Origin of the sequence: Nostoc sp. PCC 7107, from assembly GCF_000316625.1 — a bacterium.
In the GTDB taxonomy this organism is placed as follows: domain Bacteria; phylum Cyanobacteriota; class Cyanobacteriia; order Cyanobacteriales; family Nostocaceae; genus Nostoc_B.
In genome coordinates, this window is record NC_019676.1 from 2911293 (window position 1) to 2932170 (window position 20878).

Consider the following 20878-nt stretch of genomic DNA (forward strand, 5'->3'; position numbering starts at 1 on the left):
CATGACAATCCTACCGTTCGCCTGTGGCTTGATTTGACGGTAATTATTAATTGATCCCAAAGCTCCTACTATCTAGTATAAGTTCCAAGGTACGGTAATCTACTACAGAAATCCCCCCTCCGTCTGCTGTGTACCGGGGATAAGTCGCGGTAAATTGAAGATGTAGCAACAGTTAATGATGTTACAAAAAGCTACTGCCAATTAAATACTCGCTTACTAGTCGCGGGCCGGCATCAGCTACACACCGCAAAAATCCTACCAGCGTAGGATGCAATATCAGCAATAAAATTTTTCAAGCGACTGTGTTATGCGTAAAAAAATACAACAAACCATCAAACCGCTGTTAAAAACGTTCTTTGTCCTCAGCCTAGTTTTAGCTTTAGCCCTAGGTCATGCTGACGGCGCATTAGCTGCCCGCAGTGGTGGTCGCATTGGCGGCGGTTCTTTTAGAATGCCTTCTAGCAGCCGTACCTATACACCGCGTACCTACGCACCTCCTGGTGGTGGTGGATACTATCCTGGTGGTGGATTTGGCTTTCCTTTCCTACTGCCTTTGTGGGGTTTTGGTGGCGGATTTGGCGGTCTATTTTCGATTTTAATTTTTATTGCGATCGCTAACTTCCTCGTCCAAAGTTTCCGCCGTAATAGTAGTGACGGAACGGAAGAGGTTGGTTATAACAGCAACCCCAATGTTTCTGTAACTCGTTTGCAAGTTGGTTTGTTAGCTCAAGCCCGTGATTTACAACCAGAACTCAACAAAATTGCGGAAATTGCTGATACCAACTCACCCGAAGGTAGAGCCGCAGTTCTGCAAGAAACTAGTCTAGCTTTACTCCGCCATCCAGAATATTGGGTATATGCAGGCGGCGGTACACAACAAGCGAAGTTAAGCTCTGCTGAAAGTCAGTTCAACCGTTTAGCATTAGCAGAACGCAGCAAATTTAGCGAAGAAACCCTTTCTAACGTCAATAACCAACTCAAAGCGGCTCTGGCTAAAGAAGCTTTACCTGCTAGTGGTGAACTGGACAATCCAACTAAGCTAATTAGCGAAGGCCCTGGAGAATATATTATTGTTACCTTGTTGGCGGCAACTTTAGGTAAATTAGAAACTCCAGCTATTAACTCCACAGAAAGCTTGCGTCAAGTGTTGCGGCAAATTGGGAGTATTCCAGGTGAGCAACTGTTAGCAATTGAAGTTTTGTGGACACCTCAAGCTGAAGGTGATACCTTATCTTCCGATGATTTGTTAGCAGAGTATCCTGATTTGATGCTGGTGTAACAGAATTTCAATAATGGCATTTAAAAACCCGCCCAAGATGGTAAATCCATACCTGTAAGCGGGTTTTTCAATTGGTGAATTTAGCTTTTACTTTTAAAAGAATCCAACCACTCTTTAACTTGTTCGCGGGCAATATCGCGGCCGCCTAGACCAAAAGCCAAAGCAATAGCCACTGCGATCGCACCTAGCAATAAACCAAATGCTAAATTGACAATATCGCTGGCAACACCGATTTGTTGTAATGCCATTGCCGAAACTAAAGTAATAATGGAAATTCTCGCTACTTGAGCTAAAATTTTAGCTTGGCGATCGCCGGAACTGCTAATCAAACTAAAAGCTAGATTTGCCAAAAATAATCCGACTGCAAACACAATTAATCCCGACAAAATTCGCCCCAAAATAATTAAAATACCAGTTACCAATGTTGTCAGGGCAGGAATATTTAAAATATTCACCGCTGCAACTGTGGCAAATAGCATAATGCCGACTAAAGTAATAATGCCAGCAATTTCTGAGGGTGTGCGGAGCGTTGCTATTGGTTGTGTTTCGGCATAGACTTCTTGCCTAGCAGGTGATGGTAAACCAAGCACCGCAAAAATATTGTTAAAGCCCAAACTAGTCAAAATACTAGTAACTAAATCTCCCACAAAGCGCCCGATAAAAAAGGCAATAATTAAGATAGCTGCGGCTGTGAAAATAGCAGGCAAACTATTTAAAATCTGTTGCAGCATTGTAATTGCTGGTACAGATATCGCCTCAATTTTTAAAGCATTGAGGGCAGCGATCGTCACAGGAATCAAAATTAAAACATAGACAATTGTACCGATAATTGTCGATAAAGACTGTGCGCCCATTGCTGAGGACAGCCCAAACCGACTACCTAAATAATCTACGCCAGTTGTAACTAAAAGATTAGTCACAATCCGTCGGACAATATTAGCTAACAACCATCCCAATACCGCAATTAAAATTGCTGCCAAAATATTGGGGAGAATTGAGAGAATTTCGGTAATTAAGGCTTGTACTGGTAAAAGCGCCTGCCTGAGTCCGAGGGTATCGAGAACTGGGGCGAGAAATAGTAAAAAGATAAACCAATATAAAGCACTAGAGATCGTCTCACTCAAAGAAATGCGATCGAGACTAATACTATCTTCAGGCGAGTCTTGATTTAAACGCTCATCTAGTTTGAACGCCTGTAATCCCCGCAATGTCACAATTTTGACAATACTGGCTAAAACCCAAGCAACGCTTAACAGAATTCCTGCACCCACCACTTTTGGCAAAAAGCCAATCAGTTGATCAAGAAAACTATTGAGTGGTCGAGAAGCGACCTCTAGCCCTAGTGCTTGTAATACAGCCACTACCGTTAGTAAGATAATGCTCCAAAAGACCAAACTAGAGATTAACTTCTCTACCTGGGGAACATCTCTGCGTCCTGTCACCCCTGCTGCAATGCGATTATCAATGTTCGTGCGATTTAAGATCCCACGCGTCACTGCGGCAATGCTGGCAGCAATCAGTATACCTACCAACAAAATTGCAACTGCCCCTAGCAATCTTGGTGTATACAGAATTACTTGTTGTCCAATTCCTTGGAGTTCCGCAATTCCTTGGTTTACACTCGGTTGATCTAGTGGCAAATTTGGCGATTGTCCTAAAAATTGCTGTCCCTTTATCGACAAACCCATGTCTATCAACCGGGATATCCCTGGCCAAGTTGTGTTCATGGTTTTTTGTAATTTAGCTTATGTGTTCGTTAAAAATACTTGTCAACTTAGTAGAGTAGATTTGATGATGCAAAATTACACTCTAGTAAGTTCACGCGGATTTTGCGTAACAATTTACCAGTAAATATATATAGGCAATTGATAGATAGGCTAATTTGTTACAAATAAAAAAATATTTTGGATTTTCACTAGGATTTTACTTGAGTTAAGAATACAGTTTTTTGTCACATAAATGTAGCTTGCAGACAACAATCAATTTTGGGTTAATCTAAGGGCAGCAACAGGATTACTAATTGGCATGACCCAAGTTTTTGAACAATCAATTCAAATTAATGCCACAGCTGCGGTTGTCGAGCGCTGTATTACAGATTTAGCGCTGATGTCTCGCTGGCTGAATCCTGCGCTACGCTGCGAACCGATGGGTGAGGTTTGGAGTACGGATATAGGTAGTGAAAGTCGCTTTATCATTCAAATTCCCCTGGTTAAACCGACGTTGAAAAGTATTGTGGTAGAAAGACAACCGGGTTTAGTTGTTTGGGAATTTCAAGGATTTTTTCAAGGACGCGATCGCTGGGAATGTCAACCAGTAGAAAAGGGAACACGCTTAGTCAATCGCTTTGAGTTCGCTATTCCTAACCTCATAGTTAGTTGGGGATTTAACAATTTTGCTGCATCTTGGACAAGGGAAGATATGCAAGCCCAACTGCGTCGCCTCAAACGCGTTGCGGAAGAAATGCAAATTAGTCAGTAGATACTCTCCGTATTTACGTACGGGTGCGATTACACGTCTTTGTTTATTCTTCACCATCACCGTATTCTCTCATCGGTTAGTTACGCAAATGCGCTGATCTTCAAATTGACCATCTTCATAAATTCAGCAAAATCACGGTTACGCTGAATTGGGGTTCCGATCAAAACTGCCAATATCCAGTTTATTAGGGTGCAACTCATGACTAGCCCTGCGATGAGATTTATTAGAGTCAATCTGGAAATGGCAAAAGAAGTAGCTCACAAATGGGAGCAAGCTTCATACAGTCAAACCAGTGCTTACTGTTTGGATATTTTAAATGAACTAGGATTTCCTAGTGCTGAACTACCTGTTAACTTGCAAACTCGTGAAGAACAGTTAAATTTCATCGCAGGCTTTGCTTCTTATGCTTTTGGGGAGGTGCAAAATGTCCAAGGCGCTAATTGAAGACATTTTTAATGAACCAGAATGGGCAGAAGAAACGGCTGTACCTGCAACAGATGGGGAATTATTAATGCTAACAGAAAGAATTTCTAGCTTTGAAATTCCCATTCAGGTTTTTTTGCAAGCTGTAGCGATCGCGGCTTACGATTGTGCGGCAGCTTTTCGTTATGCTGATAATTATTTAACGAGTCATAAGCAGAATAAGCGAAAGAATTTACGTGTTTTCAGGTCTTTGCGTAATTTTGAAAATAATTGAACTTATATATCCCCAAATCTTGCCCCTCTCTGCGTCAGAGAGGGGTGAGAGGAGAGGTGATTTTTGAATCCTAAATAGTTCTTGTAATCATAATCTGCTCACTCAAAGTGAATAGTCTTCTAATCAAAAGGAGTCAAAAAGATATTCTGACTCCTTCATTGTTCGTATTTCGTAAGTATATTGAGTCTGTTTAGCATTTCCAGTTTGACTTGATGCCGATATCAATTAATTTATTCTCTACTTGGCATTTCAGCTTCATGAATTGCTTGCTCTAAAAAAATCTTGGCATCATCTATTTGCCCCGATTCTATGCAAGCATGAACAATTTTGCACCATTCTATTAAACTTGTCAGCTTTTTTGTCCGGTTTTCGGGAATCAATGATTTGGAAATTGTGGAGTTAATCCGTAAATTCTGCATTTTAATAGCTCCTAAAAAAATTTATGTGTATCTCCATATTTCACAAAACCTTATATTTATTTACTTACACCTGAGATAGATATATTAAAATACTTAAGGCTTTCTTAAGTATTCAACTGATCGCAATTTTAAAGAGCGATCGCCTTTCTTTTTCACTAGAATAAGCAGATCAATACTTATGCAAATCAATACGTTAATTTACTAATGCTTTGAAAATTCTAAATTAAAGCAATAAAAGCAAAAATTGATGAGATTTATGGCAGTAATCATGATTATTTGTGAATCTGCGCCAGATTTTTGCTGAATTTCTGGGTTGATAGAAGATAACATAGATGGGGATATATACTTCTTGTATGAATCTGATTGTGCCTATTATTTGCCAAATATAGCGATCGCCTGACTTTTCTCAAAACTAAAAATATTTAAACCCCTCTCCATATCGGAAAGGGGTTAGATTAATCCAATTCACTGTTCAACAATAAATTAGAATGCACCAGATAAGGCAGAAACGCATCTTTCGCACAACAACGGATGCTCTGCTGATTCTCCCACATGGGTTGAGTAGTTCCAGCAGCGATCGCATTTTTCACCATCGGCATTTGCTACTCCAATTTGCCAGTCTACAGTTTGAACGGTATATTTTAATCCTTGCAATTTTTCCGGCGAATCTAAGACTTCCACTTGAGAAGTCAGCAACAAATACCGCAATTCGTCAATACCGTTACCGCTAACAGGATTAAAGGCTTTGATAGCATCACCCAACTGTTTATGAGGTAAGTGAATCAAAGCTTTAGCTTCCAGGGAAGAACCAATCATTTTTTCGATTCTGGCTTGTTCTAAAACCTTGTTAACGTCGGTGCGGAGTTGTCGTAATGTTTCCCAAAATTCCCCTAATTCGGGATTGTCCCATTTATCCTCTACCTGCACCCAACCAGCTTGAAATACTGATTTGTAAGGTGTTTTGTAGGGGAGATATTGCCAGATATCTTCAGCAGTATGGCAGAGAACAGGTGCGATCGCTCGTGCTAAATTTTCTAAAGCAACGTGTATGACTGTCTGACAACTGCGTCGGCGGAAAGATTTCGACGCGCTGATGTATAGCCTATCCTTAGCAATATCTAAATAGAAGTTAGATAAATCAACCACACAGAAATTCTGCACAGTTTGGAAGAAACGGAAGAATTGGAAACTATCAAACGCTTCCGTTACTTCTTGAAACACCTCACGAATGCGGTGCAGCATATACTTATCTAACTGCGGCAAATCTTCAAAAGGTACTGCATCTTTTTCCGGGTCGAAATCGTGCAAGCTACCCAACAAAAACCGCGCTGTATTGCGAATCTTACCGCGCACATCGTTCAGTTGCTTGATGATGTTTTTCCCAATGCGGACATCACCAGAATAGTCTACCGATGATACCCACAATCTCAAGACATCTGCACCATAAGCTGGGTCTGATTTTTGATTTTTCCCGCCTTCAATGATGGCATTGGGGTCAACCACATTTCCTTCTGATTTGCTCATCTTCCGCCCTTGCTCATCCAAAGCAAAGCCGTGCGTTAACACAGTTTTGTAAGGCGCAATGTCATTTACAGCAACACTAGTGAGCAAACTTGATTGGAACCAACCTCGATGTTGGTCGGAACCTTCTAAATATATATCGGCGGGGTAGCGTAACTCTGGGCGTTGCTTGGCCACAGCCGCCCAAGATGAACCAGAATCAAACCAGACATCCATTGTGTCTGTACCTCTGCGGTAAGACCTACCATTATTTCTATAGGATTCTGGTAATAATTCAGTAACAGACAATTCCCACCAAGCATCAGAACCCTTTTCAGCGATGATAGCTTGAACGTAGTTAATAGTTTCCTCATTTAACAGAGGTTCGTTCGTTTCCTCATCGTAGAATACAGGAATTGGTACACCCCAAGCACGTTGACGAGAAATACACCAATCAGAACGTTCCGCCACCATTGGCGTGATGCGATTTTCACCTTGGGCTGGTATCCATTTTACAGATGCGATCGCCTTTAGTGCCTCATCCCTAAATCCTTCCACCGAAGCAAACCACTGTTCTGTCGCCCGGAAAATCGTTGGTTTCTTCGTCCGCCAGTCATAAGGATATTTGTGGGCGTAAGCTTCCTCCTTCAACAGCGAACCCGCAGCCGTCAGCGCATCAATGACCGCCTGATTTCCGTCACCCAGCACATTTAACCCCGCAAACTGTCCCGCTTCTTCGGTAAAGTTGCCGTTATCATCCACTGGCGCAAGAATCGGCAATCCGTAACGCTGACCTACAATGTAGTCTTCTTGACCATGACCAGGGGCAGTATGCACCAACCCAGTACCCGACTCAGTAGTAATGTAGTCACCCCCAACTACAACCGGACTTTCCCGGTCATATAAAGGATGACGGTAAGTAGTATGTTCTAACTCCTTACCCTTAAAAGTCGCCTTCACCGTCAACTCAGCCGAAATAGTAGCCGCCAACCGTTCCACCAAATCCGCCGCCACGATTAAATACTTAAATCCTCTCTGCGCCTCTGCGTCTCTGCGTGAGACTTCCACCACCGCGTAATTCAAATCCCCATTCACCGCCACAGCCAAGTTACCGGGAATTGTCCAAGGCGTAGTAGTCCACACAGCCACACCCAACTCAGGCAGATACTCTCCCAACACTGATTTTGCCGCCTCCGACAAACCAGTCACAGGGAACGCAGCATAAATACTCCGCGAAGTATGCCCTTCTGGATATTCCAACTCCGCCTCAGCCAACGCCGTCTTAGAACTTGGACTCCAGTGAACTGGCTTCAACCCGCGATAGATGTATCCTTTTAACACCATCTGTCCGAATACACCAATCTGCGCGGCTTCGTATTCCGGCTTCAGCGTCAGATATGGGTTATCCCAGTCACCCCAAACACCGTAGCGTTGGAAATTTTTACGTTGGTCATCTACCGTTGCTAAAGCAAACTCTTTCGCTTTTTGGCGCAACTGCAAAGGCGTTAAACTCTGCCGTTCTGCCGACTTAAGATTTTGCAAAACCTTCAGTTCAATTGGCAAGCCGTGACAGTCCCAACCAGGCACATAACGAACCTTCCGCCCTTGTAACAACTGGTAGCGATTAATAATATCTTTGAGAATTTTATTTAAGGCATGACCAATATGCAGAGAGCCGTTTGCGTAGGGAGGGCCATCGTGCAGTATAAATAATTCGCCTGGGTTTTCTTGCGACAGGCGTTCAAAAATTTTATTGTCTGCCCAAAACTTTTGAATTTCAGGTTCACGCTTGATGGCGTTAGCCCGCATCTCAAAATTAGTTTTAGGTAGATTTACAGTGTCTTTGTAGCTTCCAGTTTCCGTCACAGCTTCATGCCTAAGAATATATGTGCAGGTTTTATCAATTATAGAAGATGGCAGGAAGTCTAAAATTATCTGTTTTGCTCATCCCAGCGCATAATAAGTAATAGGCATTTAATTATAATGTAATTTATACAATTATTAATAAGTATAGTTACTCAATAAAATATATATGACAAACCCAGATGAAGAAGAGAATTTGAAAGAAGAGATTGAAAAAGCTCTCACCGCCATGAATAACTATATCAAAGAAGGTTATGATGCGCTTGCTAATCAACAAGACATTAGCGATAGAGAAATATATCAGCTATTCGCAGAAATCATGGGACAAGAACAAGCTGATAAATTGTTGAGTCAAAGAAAATGGAATACAAAACTTTTCTTAAGGGATATTTCATTATTTCTAATGGAAGAACCTGAGTACCGTAAAAAATTTGAAGAGAGGGGATTCAATCATGAAGAAATTACTAAATTACCTGTGAATTTAAATTTACTTCCAAATTCAGAAAATGCAGTTGTTGATATTCGTAAACTACGTGAATATTGTCTCAATCCAGAGCATTCTAAAGGAAAGGATAAAGCTCGTCTTTTTTCATCTATGCTGGGTATAACGGCTGACAATGCTGAGGAATTACGCCAAGTTATTTTGACAGCAGCCAGAATTTATGAAGTCAGCTTAAATCGGTGTGATCAATATGGACAACGTTATACTTTAGATTTCCCTCTGACTAGCAAAGATAGAACTGCAACCATTCGCACTGGTTGGATTATAGAAGATGGTTCTGATATTCCCAGATTAACCAGCTGCTATCCTTTATTGTAATGTTGTAATGTATCGAGTCTATCTAAAATGAGTAAAAGTACACCAAAGTTGCTAGATATAGTAGCACTCACAATTGATCTGCCTGAATATAATTTGTTGCGTGGTCAAGTTGGTACGATAGTTGACATATTAGCGGATGGTGATGCTTTTGAAGTCGAATTTAGCGATCGCAATGGTCAAACCTACGAATCTGTTGGTTTACGTCCAGAGCAAATTATGGTTTTACATTTTGAGCCAGCATCACCTAGTTCAGTAGCAGAGATGGTTACAGCATAACTGAGTGTAGGCGAGTTTCAAACATGAAGCCTCAAGTTATTACAACAGAAGAAGAATACGATCGCACTCTAGAAACTGTAGAAAAATTGATGGCGTGTAAAAATCGTACACCAGAACAAACCGCCATACTACAGCTGTTAGTGACTCTCATTGAAGAATTTGAAAACAAAAACTATCCCCTTGAACCATCATCACCTCATGCAATTCTTAAGCATTTGATGGAAGCGCGAGGAATTAAACAATCTGACTTAGTGGGAATTATTGGTTCTAAAGGCGTGGTTTCCGAAGTTGTGAACGGTAACAGAGCAATTAGTAAAGCTCAAGCAAAAGCCCTAGGAGAATTTTTTCATGTTTCTCCAGCATTGTTTATCTAGTAGCTAGTTTAATTTGTGCGATCGCCACTTGGATACAAAAAACCCAACATGATATTAAATTCAAGCTGGGTTTAACTCAATTTAGCTCATCTAACTATTTGGCGGTATTTGTTCCGTTGGAGCTTCCGCGGGGGGAGCAAGCACCGCATCCGGCGCAATTTCTTCTACAGGGATAGGTTCTTTATTTTCCGCTTCAGGATGTACTTGTGCGGCTTCCACCAATTCCGGGGATGGGGGATGGGGTGGAATTACTTCTGGAACAGTCTCAGTTACAGATGTAGCAGCTGTAGTTGCAGGTACTTCTTCAGCAGCAGGTTCTGAGATAGGTGTAGTTTTGTCAATAATCTCAACAGCAGGTTTCTCTACTGGTACATTTTTACTGACAGATGGTTGTACTTTGTCTTTCACACCGCCAAAGGTGCTACTCAAACTTTGTTGTAACTTGCCAAGGCGTTCTGGAATAGATAATTTTGTCACCTGTTCTTGTAGGGAGGTTTTCACAGCTTCCGAACTAGGTACTGGAGTTTGTTGTAATTGCGGAGTGACTTGTCGCCGCAGTGATAAAGTTTGCCAGCCAAACCATACTAAAAGAGCCACACTAGCCACATGGCCTAGTAATAATCCTCCGCCAATATGTGGCGCAAACACCCATAAAACTAAAGCGTAAAACAGTCCAATACCACTCCAAATAAAATCATTCTTGCGATGGATCTCTGGGAAAAAGAAAGCTGATACGTAGAGTGATAAACTACCAAGACCGACCACCAAAGCTAGGACGTATGCCAGCATTTTTGGTTACTCCTTAACTATTTTTCATTGGGATTGGGTATTGAGTTTTAGGTACTAGGCACTAGAAAAATTAATCTGAATTTAAGGAAAAATTATTCTGAATTTAATTCCTAATTACTAATCCCTGTCCCCTTATCCCTAAACTAGATATTCCAATTTTGCAAATTTTGCAGCACAATTGTTGACTTAGATACAATTTAAAACTTGTTATATGTGATGTTAGTTCTGAGCTTTTACTAATGACAGTAACTCTTAATGTCTTCTTTAGGGGATAAGAGAAACTCTCGGATTACCCTAAAAGATGAAAGAATCTGCAAGAGTTAGCCAAACTAGTTATGACACTACAAAGTTTTGGTGTGATTGGATTAGCCGTTATGGGCGAGAATATCGCTCTTAATGTAGAACGTAATGGTTTTCCAATTGCAGTATACAACCGCTCCCGCGAAAAAACCGATGCTTTCATGGCCGAGCGTGCGCCAGGGCGGAACGTTAAAGCAGCCTTTACTTTAGAAGAATTCGTTGCAGCATTGGAACGTCCCCGCAAAATTCTAGTAATGGTACAAGCTGGTAAACCCGTGGATGCGGTGATTCAGCAGCTCAAACCTTTGCTAAACGAAGGCGATATCATTATTGATGGTGGCAACTCTTGGTTTGAAGATACCCAAAGACGTACCGAAGAACTAGAACCCCTAGGTCTGCGGTTTCTCGGTATGGGTGTGAGTGGTGGTGAAGAAGGCGCATTAAACGGCCCTTCTCTGATGCCTGGTGGTACCCAAAGTTCTTATGAGTATCTCTCACCAATTTTCAATAAAATTGCTGCCCAAGTTGATGACGGCCCTTGTGTTACCTACGTCGGCCCTGGTGGTTCCGGTCACTATGTGAAGATGGTACACAACGGCATTGAGTACGGCGATATGCAGCTGATTGCTGAAGCCTACGACTTGCTGAAAAATGCTGGTGGACTCGACCACAATCAGCTTCACGAAGTGTTTGCTGAATGGAACACCACTGACGAACTCAATTCATTTTTGATTGAGATTACAGCTAATATCTTCCCCTACATTGACCCAGAAACCAGTCTACCCCTGGTAGATTTGATTGTGGACGCAGCAGGTCAAAAAGGAACTGGTCGCTGGACTGTACAAACTGCTTTGGAATTAGGAGTTTCGATTCCCACCATTACAGCAGCCGTAAATGCTCGGATTATCTCTTCTATTAAAGATGAACGGATAGCCGCATCCAAGCAACTCACAGGCCCCAGCGGCAAATATGACGGTACTACCAAAGAGTTTATTAACAAAGTTCGGGATGCTTTGTATTGCTCTAAGATTTGTTCTTATGCTCAAGGGATGGCTCTACTATCTACAGCTTCCAAAACATATAATTGGAATTTGGATTTGGGTGAATTAGCCCGGATTTGGAAAGGTGGTTGTATTATTCGTGCTGGCTTCTTGAATAAAATTAAGAAGGCATTTACCGAAAATCCCGCATTGCCTAACTTGCTATTGGCTCCTGAATTTAAGCAAACAATTCTCGATCGACAAACAGCTTGGCGGGAAGTAATCATAACTGCTGCAAAATTGGGTATTCCTGTACCAGCATTTAGCGCATCTTTAGATTATTTTGACAGCTATCGCCGCGATCGCTTGCCCCAAAACCTCACTCAAGCACAACGCGATTACTTCGGCGCACATACCTATCTACGTCTCGATAAACCAGGTAGTTTCCACACTGAATGGGTTCCCATCACGGAAGCCACAAAGTAAACTTTCGCTCCTCTAAGTTATGAGCATCTTGTGAAAGTTTAAATTACTGTTAGCTGAAGATTAGAAAGAGACTCTGAAGTTCAGAGTCTCTTTCTTTTGAAAAACTGTTATGGAGCTAAGCGGGTTCGAACCGCTGACCTCTGCAATGCCATTGCAGCGCTCTACCAACTGAGCTATAACCCCGAAAATCCATTGTTAATTTTGCCTTAATAATTTCTCATTTGTCAAGTCTTCTCTGTGCAATGAATATAAATACTTAATTTATGACACAGAACTATCTATGAAACTTGTAATAAGTAGGTCATACAGTGACCCATAAGAAAGTAGACTACTAACATAGCAGCAGCGGCAAGCGCTACCAATGTCCCTGCTAACATCAGAGAAAATTCTTTATTCTCGTAGGCTTTTTCCATAAGATGTAGCGACCATGCCACCAGCGCTACATCAAATAATAAAATAGGGATCAACATATTTCTTAATATTTATTAATACTTGTAAAATAATATTAACATCGTTTTCAAGAACTGGACTCAATTTGGGTGGCAGTCACAAGGATTTAATAATATCTTTCGGCTTATGGGTACAAACGTACTGGTATGTGGCGATCGCGCAAATAATTCTTAATTTCTGAGACGCTTAATTGCCCGTAGTGCAGTAATGATGCTAATAACGCAGCTTCTGCTTTACCTTCAGTTACAGCTTGATAAATATGTTCACAATTACCTGCACCCCCAGAAGCAATTACGGGGATTTGGACTGATTGGGCGATCGCTTTAGTTAACTCTAAGTCATAGCCTGCTTGAGTCCCATCAGCATCCATACTTGTAACTAACAGTTCTCCTGCACCACGTTGTTCAACTTCAGCCGCCCATTTGAGGGCATCTAAACCTGTATTTTCCCGCCCACCACGCACGTACACATCCCAGCCAGGATTTTCAGGATCAACCCTGCGTCTGGCATCAATTGCAACTACTATGCACTGATTACCAAAGCGATCGCTCGCCCGATTTATCAAGTCTGGGTCACGTACTGCCGCAGAATTAATACTAACCTTGTCTGCTCCAGCCCGTAACAAAGCTTTAACATTTTCTAAGGTTTGGATACCGCCGCCTACAGTTAGCGGAATAAAGACCTGCTCTGCCGTGCGGTAAACTACATCGAGAATTGTATTTCGGTCTTCATGAGTGGCTGTAATATCCAGAAACACTAACTCATCTGCCCCAGCATCGTTGTAAACCTTTGCCAACTCAACCGGATCACCGGCATCTTGGAGATTGACAAAGTTAACTCCTTTTACAACCCGTCCCGCCTTCACATCCAAGCAGGGTAAGATCCTTTTAGACAACATAGTAAATTCTCAACTCCTTGCTTCAATGTCTGGAATTTAAATTTTAAATTGGTACGTGTCTTCCCAACCCAAAATTTTCGCATCTGAGGTTTATTCTCAAATATTGCGATATCGATGGCGCTCAACCAGTCCTCAAGTCAAAGTTAATAGCTGAATTATGGCGATAATCTCCTCGAAAAAACAGCCTCCTGAACCCAATAAACCACCCAAAGAGCCGAGGGAATCAGTAAAAGCATCTTCCCAAGAAACTATATTGCAGCCTGAAGCCGCTGTTGATGAACAAGGAAAACCAGAAGAGAGTATTCGACCACAGCGATTTGCCGATTACATTGGGCAGAAAGACTTAAAGGATGTGCTAGAAATTGCCATCAAAGCCGCAAAATCACGGGGTGAAGTCCTGGATCACTTGTTGTTGTATGGCCCGCCAGGATTGGGTAAAACGACAATGGCAATGATTTTAGCATCAGAAATGGGTGTTAACTATAAGATTACGAGTGCGCCAGCGCTAGAACGTCCACGAGATATTGTCGGGCTATTGGTGAACCTGAAACCCGGAGATATCATATTTATCGACGAAATTCATCGTCTTTCCAGGATGACTGAGGAAATTCTCTATCCAGCTATGGAGGATTATCGCTTAGATATTACCATTGGCAAGGGTACTAGTGCGCGGATTAGAAGTTTACCACTGGCGAAATTTACCTTAGTGGGCGCGACAACCCGTGTTGGTGCTTTGACTTCACCTTTGCGCGATCGCTTTGGCTTAGTGCAGAAGTTACGCTTTTATGAAGTGGATGAATTGAGCCAAATTGTTCTTCGCAGTTCGCAACTCCTACAAACCAACGTGACAGCCGATGGTGCGACGGAAATCGCCCGCCGTTCACGAGGTACACCACGAATCGCTAATCGGCTTCTTAAACGAGTACGTGATTTTGCAGAAGTCAAAAAACTAACAGAAATTACCGAAAGCATAGCTGCTGAAGCACTACAACTCTTCCAAGTAGACCCCTGCGGCTTAGATTGGACAGACCGCAAAATGCTCAGTGTCATTATTGAAAATTTCAATGGTGGCCCTGTGGGTTTAGAAACCATCGCCGCAGCGACTGGGGAAGATACCCAGACAATTGAAGAAGTATATGAACCTTACTTGATGCAGATTGGCTATTTAAGCCGGACACCGCGCGGTCGGATCGCCACAAAAGCTGCATATCAGCATTTGGGATTCAAGCCACCCAATGAGCAGTTGTCTATTTTATAAAGTGACAGAGTGCGATCGCATCATGCTTTGGGGAATGTGAGATGATGCGATCGCAGGCTGAACAGATCAAATATAGAATGCTTCATGCGCCGAGATTCGATTTTCTATAAACTCTTTCAACAATCCCCCAGTTTATTATTTGAACTATTGAAATATTAAGTCGAGCCGAGGTAGAGTCGATGTGAGGAATAACGCTCCAAGAAACAAGAGTTTACCGTGAAATTAAAGAAGAAGGAAGAACGGAAGAAGCTGTTAACTTGATTATCCGAATCTTAACTAATACCAATTCAAAAAATGTTTGCGACAGATAAGGCATTGAGGATGAAGTCATAACCAGTCAAAGAAGCAGCAATTTGAGGAGTGAGGAGAGCTAGGAGTTGAGCAACCTTGGTTTGCAGATGCTCGCCTGTTATCAAATAGCTCCCATTTCAAGTCTTGCTTGAGATATTCCCAAACGCGCTCTATGGGATTGAGTTCAGGAGAATGAGCAGGCTGGAACAAAAGAACAATATTCTCTGGAATTTGTAAACGTTTAGCTTGATGAAATAAGCCGTTATCAACTTGGAGAATGTTAAGTGATTTGGGATAACAGGCAGCGAACTCGTTCAAAAATTGTTGGTAGCATTCGGTATCAACATGAGAAAACTGCCAAAATAAACTTTCCCCAGTAAGTGGTTCAACTGCTCCATATAGCCAGAACGCTTTAAATTGCCACTGCCAATCACCAATAGGCTTAACTCCGGGAAGAGTAATTTTACGTCCTTCAATGGTTTTGAGTCCAAATCGACTCTCATCTTGTACAAAATAACGAATATTTTCGTACTGAGGCAAGATAATGGCACTGTATTGAGCAATTAATTGCAAGTCATCACCGAGTTTTTTTTAAAAGACTCTAGTTTTTCTTCGTCCTGTTTTCGGTTACGCGGACGTGGGACTTTCAGCTTGGCTTTGAGCCTGTAACGTGCCAGATGATGTACAGTTGCGTACTCAGCTTGCACACCCAAGGTTTTTTCTAACCAATGTTGTATTTGTGTGTACCGTTGAAACCCACCTTCTGGTTGTTCGAGTTGTTTTTTCAAACTCGATACAGCCCAATCTGGTATTGCTCTTTTTCGACCTGAACTCGTTCCAAATTCAACAACCGCCTCAATTCCTCCTTCTCGATAATCTGCCAACCATCGATGTACTGTAGCTCGATGTTTTCCCAAGATTTTAGCAATCTCACTTACACTCATTTCTTGCCCTTTAATCAGATATAGGGCTTGTATACGTTCTTTGCTCCGAGACTGTTTTTGATGTTTGAGCAACTTCTCTAGTTCCTCGACACTTTCTTCTATCTCGATTTGTGTTACCCCTACCATCACATACCCTGAATGCTACTTCTGTCTATTTTTACCATTTGTCGCATTCTTTTTTCAAATTGGTATAAGCGGTTTGGAGAGTTATCAACGGAAATGCGATCGCACATTTCCTCTTTACCCCTACTTATTCTGGAAGATTTGAGCGAAGCATTATTAGACTTTGGCAACCTTGCAGATGTGCAGGTTTGGTTAGAGGCGGTGGGAAATTAAATAAGTAGCGATTGTCTGGTTTTAATTTTATTGGCTATGCTGAAAGTCTGGCGGTATTAGCTTGCTGTCTGAGACAGTTTTCGCCATGATAAACGGTGGAATCTCCACTGCAGATAGACACAGGTAAACCCAGATGATTAAGTTAATTAGTTTTGTTCTTTGTCTGTTACTTGTGTTTGGCTGGGGTCAACCAGTCATCGCACAATCCCAACAAGCGACATTCACACCGGAAGAACTCCAACAAGGGGATGAATGGGCAAATCAAGCATTTGCAGCGACAAATCAGGGTGATTTTGCCAAGGCTGAAAAATATTGGACAAAAATTATTGAGAAATTTCCCACCAATGCGGGTGCGTGGAGTAATCGCGGAAATTCGCGGGTGAGTCAAAATAAGCTAAAAGATGCACTATCAGACTACAACAAAGCGGTAGAATTGGCCCCCAATGTGACAGATCCCTATTTAAATCGGGGTACAGCTTTAGAAGGTTTAGGAAAATGGGATCAGGCGATCGCAGACTATAACCACGTCCTAGAATTAGATCCAAAGGATGCAATGGCCTATAACAATCGCGGTAATGCCAAAGCAGGTTTAGGAAAATGGGACGATGCGATCGCAGATTATCAAAAATCTAACGAAATTGCACCCAATTTTGCCTTTGCTCGTGCTAATTATGCGATCGCTTTATATGAAACTGGTCAAATAGAGACAGCAATCCGCGAAATGCGAAATATTGCCCGAAAATATCCCAAATTTGCTGATGTACGTGCTGCTTTAACCGCTGCTTACTGGGTAAATGGGCAGAAAGGCGAAGCAGAGAGTAATTGGGTAGCCGCTTATGGTTTAGATCAACGTTACAAAGATATTGACTGGGTGAAAAATATCCGCCGCTGGCCGCCTACTATGGTGGCTGCTTTAGATAAGTTTTTGAAACTTCAGTAATCTAAAAATCCCCAAGCTGCATCCCTTGATGGGTGCAGTAAATCCAAAATCTAAAATTGGTTGACGATTGACTGCCATAATTAACTAAATTTTGAGGGATTGGGAATAAAAGCGATCGCATTCTCAACTGAATATTCCCAAGGCCAGCTAGTTAGTATTTCATCACTACAATAGTTCTGCAATCTTGGCAGGATTTAACTCTTCAACATTACGCAAAATTACCGCGGCTCCAGCTTTTTGGAGCATTTCACTATACGCTTGAGAGCGTGCTGCTGTTTCCTGGACATGGGGTGGTAACACTCCAACACCAATCCAAGTCCGGTGCGGCTGCAATTCTCGCGCTTTACCAACTGTATACATATCAGCTACAGTATCGCCCACATAAATTACTGGGGTGTTGTTTTGTTCATTATCTAACTTGTCAACGGTCACAAACAATCCTGTAGGGTCTGGTTTACCGGGTGCGTCCTCCATCGCAATTAACACTGGAGATTGCAAACCCAAACGTTTTTCTAAGATGTAATTCGCAGAACCGCGAGTCGCACCGCTAAAAAATCCCCAAGCAATCCCAGCCTGGGTCAGTTGCTGGAGATATTCTGAGTTTAACAATAAAGGTTCATCACAAATATATCCTGTGAAATTATTTGGGTCTGGGCCACGATAACGAGCTTGAAAGAAAGTAACAATAGTGTTGTAGTTTAATTTTTTTTGATCTCGTTGTTGTCCTTGAGACTCACAGTAGCGGTAAATTAATTCTTGGGACGCTTCCCAATCATTATTCCAAACACCTTCAGATTTGAGTCGGTCAATATCTAACGGTGTGGGACGATATGCGGCGTTAGTAAAATACTCTACAGTATCGGCGATCGCGCGGCGATAAGAACCGCTAACATCGCGCACAACACCATCAATATCAAAAACAACGAGCGATCGTGCTGAAGCTTGTGCTGTCATGGTTGGGTAGATAAAGAAAAATTTAAGCTTTTCCGATTTTAAATTGGATAAGTATTCATCATAAACACTTCTTTTCTACTCTCCACTCCCTGAAAAAGCTAATTGCTAATTACGGTTTAGTCATTGAGTTAGATATTAAGTTACAATAAGCAATCGCAAACTTAGTAAGTAATGCCCGGATATTTCCCGGAGGTGTGATTGACCAAGTTCATTCTAAAAATTCTTTGGTTGGAAGATAACGTTGCCCTAGCAGTTGACCAAGTTGTAGGTAAAGGTACCAGTCCTTTAACGAAGTACTTTTTCTGGCCCAGAAATGATGCTTGGGAAGAGTTAAAAAAAGAACTCGAATCCAAGCACTGGATTACTGAGCTAGATCGCGTTGAATTGCTTAACAAAGCAACCGAGGTGATTAACTACTGGCAAGAGGAAGGTAGAAACCGTCCAATGGCAGAAGCTCAATTGAAGTTTCCCGAAGTTGCTTTCACAGGTAGTGCTTGATACTGCACAATTAGCTGTTTTGCTACTTTACAGGTGTTCATCATTTGCTGCTCTTGTCCCTGCTGTCACAATCAAAAAGTTGGGCAACAGGGTTTACAAACAGCAGCAAAAAATGTTGATTCTATCTACTAAATTTCTATTGCTCTTTCTTTGTTGAGCAAATTGGTATTGCTTCCCAAATCTAAAAAAAGAATGGAACAATAGATTATCTGTAGAGACGTGATTAATCGCTTCTCTACAGCTGATGGACTCTTTTTATTCATACAGACCAGATAAATTGTTTGTATAAAAAACAACTGACAAATTATTTAAAATTACCACTACATACAAGTAAGATTGCATACAATGGGTTGATCATAAGTGCAAAAAATAGCCCAGTATGTTGTTGCGTTTCTCTTACCAAGCTTTAATTACCCCTTTAGTAGCCTGTTTGAGTGTATTAGGAGTTAGCGCCCTTCAATTCCCGCGACTACAATCACTGTTAATTAACAAACAAGCTACCTCTTTAGAAATTTTAGAACAAGATATTCAAACTGAACATCTGCGTCTGAGTTTATTGAAAAAGTTACCTAGTTTTGGCTATGACAATTTTATGGCTAATTGGGTGTATTTGAATTTCTTACAGTACTTTGGAGATGACGAGGTTCGAGAAAAAACAGGTTACAGTCTTAGCCCAGAATATTTTGAAATTATTATTAAACATGACCCACGATTTTTAGGGGCTTATATCAGCCTTTCTACTAGTACTTCTATGTATGCTGCGATGCCAGAACGCTCTATCAAATTGATTCAGGAGGGTCTACATTCTATTACGCCCCAAGTTCCCGAAAAATCATACTATATATGGCGTTATAAAGGCACTGATGAATTATTATTTTTAGGGAATTCTCAAGCCGCGCAAAATTCTTTCAATACGGCGGCAAATTGGGCTAATCAATATTCAGATCCTGAAAGTAAATATATGGCTCAGAATTCTCATCAAACTGCTGTATTCTTGAGCCAAAACCCTGATAGCAGGTACGCACGAATTGCCACCTGGGCAATTGTATTAAATAATGGAGTTGATGAAAAAACTCGGAAAAGAGTTGTGAAAGAAATCGAGAGTTTGGGAGGAAAGGTAATTAATACCCCAACGGGAAACAAAATTACTTTTCCTCCAAAGGATTAAATAAACTACAGATTTTGAGTGATGAACTATTGATTACTGTTAATTATTCGTTAGCAGTAGGGGGAGTGACTGGCATAGTAGATTGTTGTTGGCGTTGTTCGCGTTTTTTACGGTCGGCCGATATCATATCTGCCATTACCACCAGTGCTTGCGACATTTTCTCTAGATTAGAGCGATATAACTCTAAATCTTTGCTGAGTTTGTCCTCAGATAAATGCAGACCAGCCGCAATAGTTTTGATTGCGTCAGTACGTTGCTTTTCATCTTTAACCAAGTCTGGGTCAGATTGCTCCAATAAAGAGAATAGACCAATAGCAAACAAGCGATTGTATTTAAATTGAGAATTATTGGCGATCGCTTGCAATTGTGATTGTAAATCAGGATCTTGATTTAAATGATTAGTTTGGCTCAACCAAGCAATTAAATCATTAGCTGCTAAACTTTTTGCCAAAGCTTGCAATCTTTCAGCATCTTGTCTATAGCGTTGCACTTCTTGCTCTACAGCCTGACAGATAGCCTGGAAAATTGATTCTTTGTCTCGTTCCGGTTGATAGCCTTGCATAAAGCGGTCAAAAGTTGTGACAACGCCCAAGGCATAAATTGGATTGTAACTAAAATCAACATTTACTGATAGCAGGTGCATTTCCACCATCAACTCTTCTACTACCCGACGATAGATTGTGTTGATGGGACGGGTATGTAAGGAGTAGAAAGTTCGCTTTGTATCAGAGACAGTACGGACGTTATTCACAAAGAAAATATTAAGAATGTTAAGGGCGAAGTTATTTTATTGTCTCCCTTAAAGGCTACTTTGCCAAGTTCGGGTTTCTCATCAGAATCTTTGGTTAATTTGGTAGCATAAGGGGGATCAATTTTATTG

Annotated in this window: 24 protein-coding genes and 1 tRNA gene; 14 read left to right on the forward strand and 11 right to left on the reverse strand. The window is 41.4% G+C overall.

The features are described 5' to 3' along the window. The first annotated feature begins 307 nt into the window (after window positions 1-307). Complete coding sequence (locus NOS7107_RS12360) at window positions 308-1279, forward strand: DUF1517 domain-containing protein (protein ID WP_015113316.1); 972 nt, start codon at window positions 308-310, stop codon at window positions 1277-1279. An 80-nt stretch (window positions 1280-1359) separates the two neighbouring features. Here NOS7107_RS12360 and NOS7107_RS12365 read toward each other — a convergent pair whose 3' ends face one another. Beyond that, complete coding sequence (locus NOS7107_RS12365; protein ID WP_015113317.1) at window positions 1360-3006, reverse strand: mechanosensitive ion channel; 1647 nt, start codon at window positions 3004-3006, stop codon at window positions 1360-1362. A gap of 298 nt (window positions 3007-3304) precedes the next feature. Here NOS7107_RS12365 and NOS7107_RS12370 point away from each other — a divergent pair, with 298 nt between their 5' ends. The 3 genes from NOS7107_RS12370 (at window position 3305) to NOS7107_RS12380 (ending at window position 4454) form a co-directional block, all read left to right on the forward strand. Next, the gene (locus NOS7107_RS12370; RefSeq protein WP_015113318.1) at window positions 3305-3757 is read left to right on the forward strand and encodes an SRPBCC family protein; all 453 of its coding nucleotides are present in this window, start codon (window positions 3305-3307) and stop codon (window positions 3755-3757) included. A 198-nt stretch (window positions 3758-3955) separates the two neighbouring features. After that, the gene (locus NOS7107_RS12375) at window positions 3956-4201 is read left to right on the forward strand and encodes a hypothetical protein (protein ID WP_015113319.1); all 246 of its coding nucleotides are present in this window, start codon (window positions 3956-3958) and stop codon (window positions 4199-4201) included. Further along, window positions 4182-4454: a hypothetical protein gene (locus NOS7107_RS12380; protein WP_015113320.1), complete on the forward strand. Its 273-nt coding sequence runs from the start codon at window positions 4182-4184 to the stop codon at window positions 4452-4454. The genes NOS7107_RS12375 and NOS7107_RS12380 overlap by 20 nt, the downstream gene beginning before the upstream one ends. A 230-nt stretch (window positions 4455-4684) precedes the next feature. On the opposite strand, the gene NOS7107_RS12385 is transcribed toward NOS7107_RS12380, so the two are convergent. Further along, window positions 4685-4873 (reverse strand): hypothetical protein, encoded by a 189-nt coding sequence (locus NOS7107_RS12385; protein WP_015113321.1) that lies wholly within the window; start codon window positions 4871-4873, stop codon window positions 4685-4687. A gap of 483 nt (window positions 4874-5356) precedes the next feature. Further along, entirely contained in the window at window positions 5357-8239 is a 2883-nt protein-coding gene (gene ileS, locus NOS7107_RS12390; RefSeq protein ID WP_015113322.1) for an isoleucine--tRNA ligase, read from the reverse strand. 166 nt (window positions 8240-8405) lie between these two features. Between ileS and NOS7107_RS29390 the strand changes: the two genes are divergently transcribed. Genes NOS7107_RS29390 through NOS7107_RS12405 form a run of 3 tightly spaced genes read left to right on the forward strand, consistent with a single transcriptional unit; the run spans window position 8406 to window position 9706 of the window. Continuing rightward, window positions 8406-9056, forward strand: a complete 651-nt coding sequence (locus NOS7107_RS29390; RefSeq protein ID WP_015113323.1) for a DUF6883 domain-containing protein — start codon at window positions 8406-8408, stop codon at window positions 9054-9056. A 27-nt stretch (window positions 9057-9083) separates the two neighbouring features. After that, window positions 9084-9332, forward strand: a complete 249-nt coding sequence (locus NOS7107_RS12400) for a DUF4926 domain-containing protein (RefSeq protein WP_015113324.1) — start codon at window positions 9084-9086, stop codon at window positions 9330-9332. A gap of 23 nt (window positions 9333-9355) precedes the next feature. Next, on the forward strand, window positions 9356-9706 hold the full coding sequence (locus NOS7107_RS12405; RefSeq protein ID WP_015113325.1) for a type II toxin-antitoxin system HigA family antitoxin: 351 nt from the start codon (window positions 9356-9358) through the stop codon (window positions 9704-9706). Window positions 9707-9796: 90 nt separating this feature from the next. Here NOS7107_RS12405 and NOS7107_RS12410 read toward each other — a convergent pair whose 3' ends face one another. Further along, entirely contained in the window at window positions 9797-10495 is a 699-nt protein-coding gene (locus tag NOS7107_RS12410) for a Ycf66 family protein (protein WP_015113326.1), read from the reverse strand. 335 nt (window positions 10496-10830) lie between these two features. Here NOS7107_RS12410 and gndA point away from each other — a divergent pair, with 335 nt between their 5' ends. Next, a complete protein-coding gene (gene gndA, locus NOS7107_RS12415; RefSeq protein WP_015113327.1) occupies window positions 10831-12261 on the forward strand; it encodes an NADP-dependent phosphogluconate dehydrogenase in 1431 nt (476 codons plus the stop codon). 110 nt (window positions 12262-12371) lie between these two features. Here gndA and NOS7107_RS12420 read toward each other — a convergent pair. The 3 genes from NOS7107_RS12420 to hisF all read right to left on the reverse strand — a co-directional run bounded on the left by NOS7107_RS12420 (window position 12372) and on the right by hisF (window position 13609). Next, window positions 12372-12444: transfer RNA gene (locus NOS7107_RS12420), tRNA-Ala, on the reverse strand. Between the two features lie 95 nt (window positions 12445-12539). Then, window positions 12540-12731 (reverse strand): hypothetical protein, encoded by a 192-nt coding sequence (locus NOS7107_RS12425; RefSeq protein WP_015113328.1) that lies wholly within the window; start codon window positions 12729-12731, stop codon window positions 12540-12542. Between the two features lie 104 nt (window positions 12732-12835). Further along, complete coding sequence (hisF, locus tag NOS7107_RS12430) at window positions 12836-13609, reverse strand: imidazole glycerol phosphate synthase subunit HisF (RefSeq protein ID WP_015113329.1); 774 nt, start codon at window positions 13607-13609, stop codon at window positions 12836-12838. Between the two features lie 157 nt (window positions 13610-13766). Here hisF and ruvB point away from each other — a divergent pair, with 157 nt between their 5' ends. Together ruvB and NOS7107_RS28565 are read left to right on the forward strand one after the other, a co-directional pair. After that, window positions 13767-14867, forward strand: coding sequence for a Holliday junction branch migration DNA helicase RuvB (gene ruvB, locus NOS7107_RS12435; RefSeq protein ID WP_015113330.1), 1101 nt, complete (start codon window positions 13767-13769; stop codon window positions 14865-14867). A gap of 84 nt (window positions 14868-14951) precedes the next feature. Then, the gene (locus NOS7107_RS28565; RefSeq protein WP_253274557.1) at window positions 14952-15026 is read left to right on the forward strand and encodes an Rpn family recombination-promoting nuclease/putative transposase; all 75 of its coding nucleotides are present in this window, start codon (window positions 14952-14954) and stop codon (window positions 15024-15026) included. Between the two features lie 168 nt (window positions 15027-15194). Here NOS7107_RS28565 and NOS7107_RS12440 read toward each other — a convergent pair whose 3' ends face one another. Then, the gene (locus tag NOS7107_RS12440) at window positions 15195-15731 is read right to left on the reverse strand and encodes an IS630 family transposase (RefSeq protein ID WP_083889664.1); all 537 of its coding nucleotides are present in this window, start codon (window positions 15729-15731) and stop codon (window positions 15195-15197) included. Beyond that, window positions 15722-16228 carry a helix-turn-helix domain-containing protein gene (locus NOS7107_RS12445; protein WP_044499669.1) on the reverse strand — a complete coding sequence of 169 codons (507 nt, stop codon included), beginning with the start codon at window positions 16226-16228 and terminating at the stop codon, window positions 15722-15724. Before NOS7107_RS12445 ends, NOS7107_RS12440 begins: the two co-directional genes overlap by 10 nt. Before the next feature lie 12 nt (window positions 16229-16240). Between NOS7107_RS12445 and NOS7107_RS27820 the strand changes: the two genes are divergently transcribed. Together NOS7107_RS27820 and NOS7107_RS12455 are read left to right on the forward strand one after the other, a co-directional pair. After that, window positions 16241-16438, forward strand: coding sequence for a DUF4351 domain-containing protein (locus NOS7107_RS27820; protein ID WP_015113331.1), 198 nt, complete (start codon window positions 16241-16243; stop codon window positions 16436-16438). Window positions 16439-16571: 133 nt separating this feature from the next. Beyond that, window positions 16572-17378 (forward strand): tetratricopeptide repeat protein, encoded by an 807-nt coding sequence (locus NOS7107_RS12455; RefSeq protein ID WP_015113332.1) that lies wholly within the window; start codon window positions 16572-16574, stop codon window positions 17376-17378. Between the two features lie 165 nt (window positions 17379-17543). Here the strand turns inward: NOS7107_RS12455 and NOS7107_RS12460 are convergent, their stop codons facing one another. After that, window positions 17544-18332, reverse strand: coding sequence for a TIGR01548 family HAD-type hydrolase (locus NOS7107_RS12460; protein ID WP_015113333.1), 789 nt, complete (start codon window positions 18330-18332; stop codon window positions 17544-17546). Window positions 18333-18530: 198 nt separating this feature from the next. On the opposite strand from NOS7107_RS12460, the gene NOS7107_RS12465 reads away from it, so the two are divergent. Together NOS7107_RS12465 and NOS7107_RS12470 are read left to right on the forward strand one after the other, a co-directional pair. Then, a complete protein-coding gene (locus tag NOS7107_RS12465) occupies window positions 18531-18830 on the forward strand; it encodes a 30S ribosomal protein PSRP-3 (RefSeq protein WP_015113334.1) in 300 nt (99 codons plus the stop codon). A 379-nt stretch (window positions 18831-19209) separates the two neighbouring features. Next, window positions 19210-19998, forward strand: a complete 789-nt coding sequence (locus NOS7107_RS12470; RefSeq protein ID WP_015113335.1) for a hypothetical protein — start codon at window positions 19210-19212, stop codon at window positions 19996-19998. Window positions 19999-20041: 43 nt separating this feature from the next. Here the strand turns inward: NOS7107_RS12470 and psb29 are convergent, their stop codons facing one another. Beyond that, the gene (gene psb29 / locus NOS7107_RS12475; protein WP_015113336.1) at window positions 20042-20749 is read right to left on the reverse strand and encodes a photosystem II biogenesis protein Psp29; all 708 of its coding nucleotides are present in this window, start codon (window positions 20747-20749) and stop codon (window positions 20042-20044) included. Window positions 20750-20878: the final 129 nt, after the last annotated feature.

What these genes read in the sequence shown, in the direction of transcription:
- NOS7107_RS12400 (WP_015113324.1), top strand. Translation starts at nt 9,084, where the DNA reads ATGAGTAAAAGTACACCAAAGTTGCTAGATATAGTAGCACTCACAATT.
- NOS7107_RS27820 (WP_015113331.1), top strand. Translation starts at nt 16,241, where the DNA reads ATGCTACTTCTGTCTATTTTTACCATTTGTCGCATTCTTTTTTCAAAT.
- NOS7107_RS12370 (WP_015113318.1), top strand. Translation starts at nt 3,305, where the DNA reads ATGACCCAAGTTTTTGAACAATCAATTCAAATTAATGCCACAGCTGCG.
- NOS7107_RS12460 (WP_015113333.1), bottom strand. Translation starts at nt 18,332, where the DNA reads ATGACAGCACAAGCTTCAGCACGATCGCTCGTTGTTTTTGATATTGAT.
- NOS7107_RS12405 (WP_015113325.1), top strand. Translation starts at nt 9,356, where the DNA reads ATGAAGCCTCAAGTTATTACAACAGAAGAAGAATACGATCGCACTCTA.
- NOS7107_RS12410 (WP_015113326.1), bottom strand. Translation starts at nt 10,495, where the DNA reads ATGCTGGCATACGTCCTAGCTTTGGTGGTCGGTCTTGGTAGTTTATCA.
- NOS7107_RS29390 (WP_015113323.1), top strand. Translation starts at nt 8,406, where the DNA reads ATGACAAACCCAGATGAAGAAGAGAATTTGAAAGAAGAGATTGAAAAA.
- NOS7107_RS12445 (WP_044499669.1), bottom strand. Translation starts at nt 16,228, where the DNA reads ATGGTAGGGGTAACACAAATCGAGATAGAAGAAAGTGTCGAGGAACTA.
- NOS7107_RS12360 (WP_015113316.1), top strand. Translation starts at nt 308, where the DNA reads ATGCGTAAAAAAATACAACAAACCATCAAACCGCTGTTAAAAACGTTC.
- gndA (WP_015113327.1), top strand. Translation starts at nt 10,831, where the DNA reads ATGACACTACAAAGTTTTGGTGTGATTGGATTAGCCGTTATGGGCGAG.
- NOS7107_RS12365 (WP_015113317.1), bottom strand. Translation starts at nt 3,006, where the DNA reads ATGAACACAACTTGGCCAGGGATATCCCGGTTGATAGACATGGGTTTG.
- NOS7107_RS12380 (WP_015113320.1), top strand. Translation starts at nt 4,182, where the DNA reads ATGTCCAAGGCGCTAATTGAAGACATTTTTAATGAACCAGAATGGGCA.
- NOS7107_RS12375 (WP_015113319.1), top strand. Translation starts at nt 3,956, where the DNA reads ATGACTAGCCCTGCGATGAGATTTATTAGAGTCAATCTGGAAATGGCA.
- NOS7107_RS12470 (WP_015113335.1), top strand. Translation starts at nt 19,210, where the DNA reads ATGTTGTTGCGTTTCTCTTACCAAGCTTTAATTACCCCTTTAGTAGCC.
- ruvB (WP_015113330.1), top strand. Translation starts at nt 13,767, where the DNA reads ATGGCGATAATCTCCTCGAAAAAACAGCCTCCTGAACCCAATAAACCA.
- NOS7107_RS12385 (WP_015113321.1), bottom strand. Translation starts at nt 4,873, where the DNA reads ATGCAGAATTTACGGATTAACTCCACAATTTCCAAATCATTGATTCCC.
- hisF (WP_015113329.1), bottom strand. Translation starts at nt 13,609, where the DNA reads ATGTTGTCTAAAAGGATCTTACCCTGCTTGGATGTGAAGGCGGGACGG.
- NOS7107_RS12455 (WP_015113332.1), top strand. Translation starts at nt 16,572, where the DNA reads ATGATTAAGTTAATTAGTTTTGTTCTTTGTCTGTTACTTGTGTTTGGC.
- NOS7107_RS12425 (WP_015113328.1), bottom strand. Translation starts at nt 12,731, where the DNA reads ATGTTGATCCCTATTTTATTATTTGATGTAGCGCTGGTGGCATGGTCG.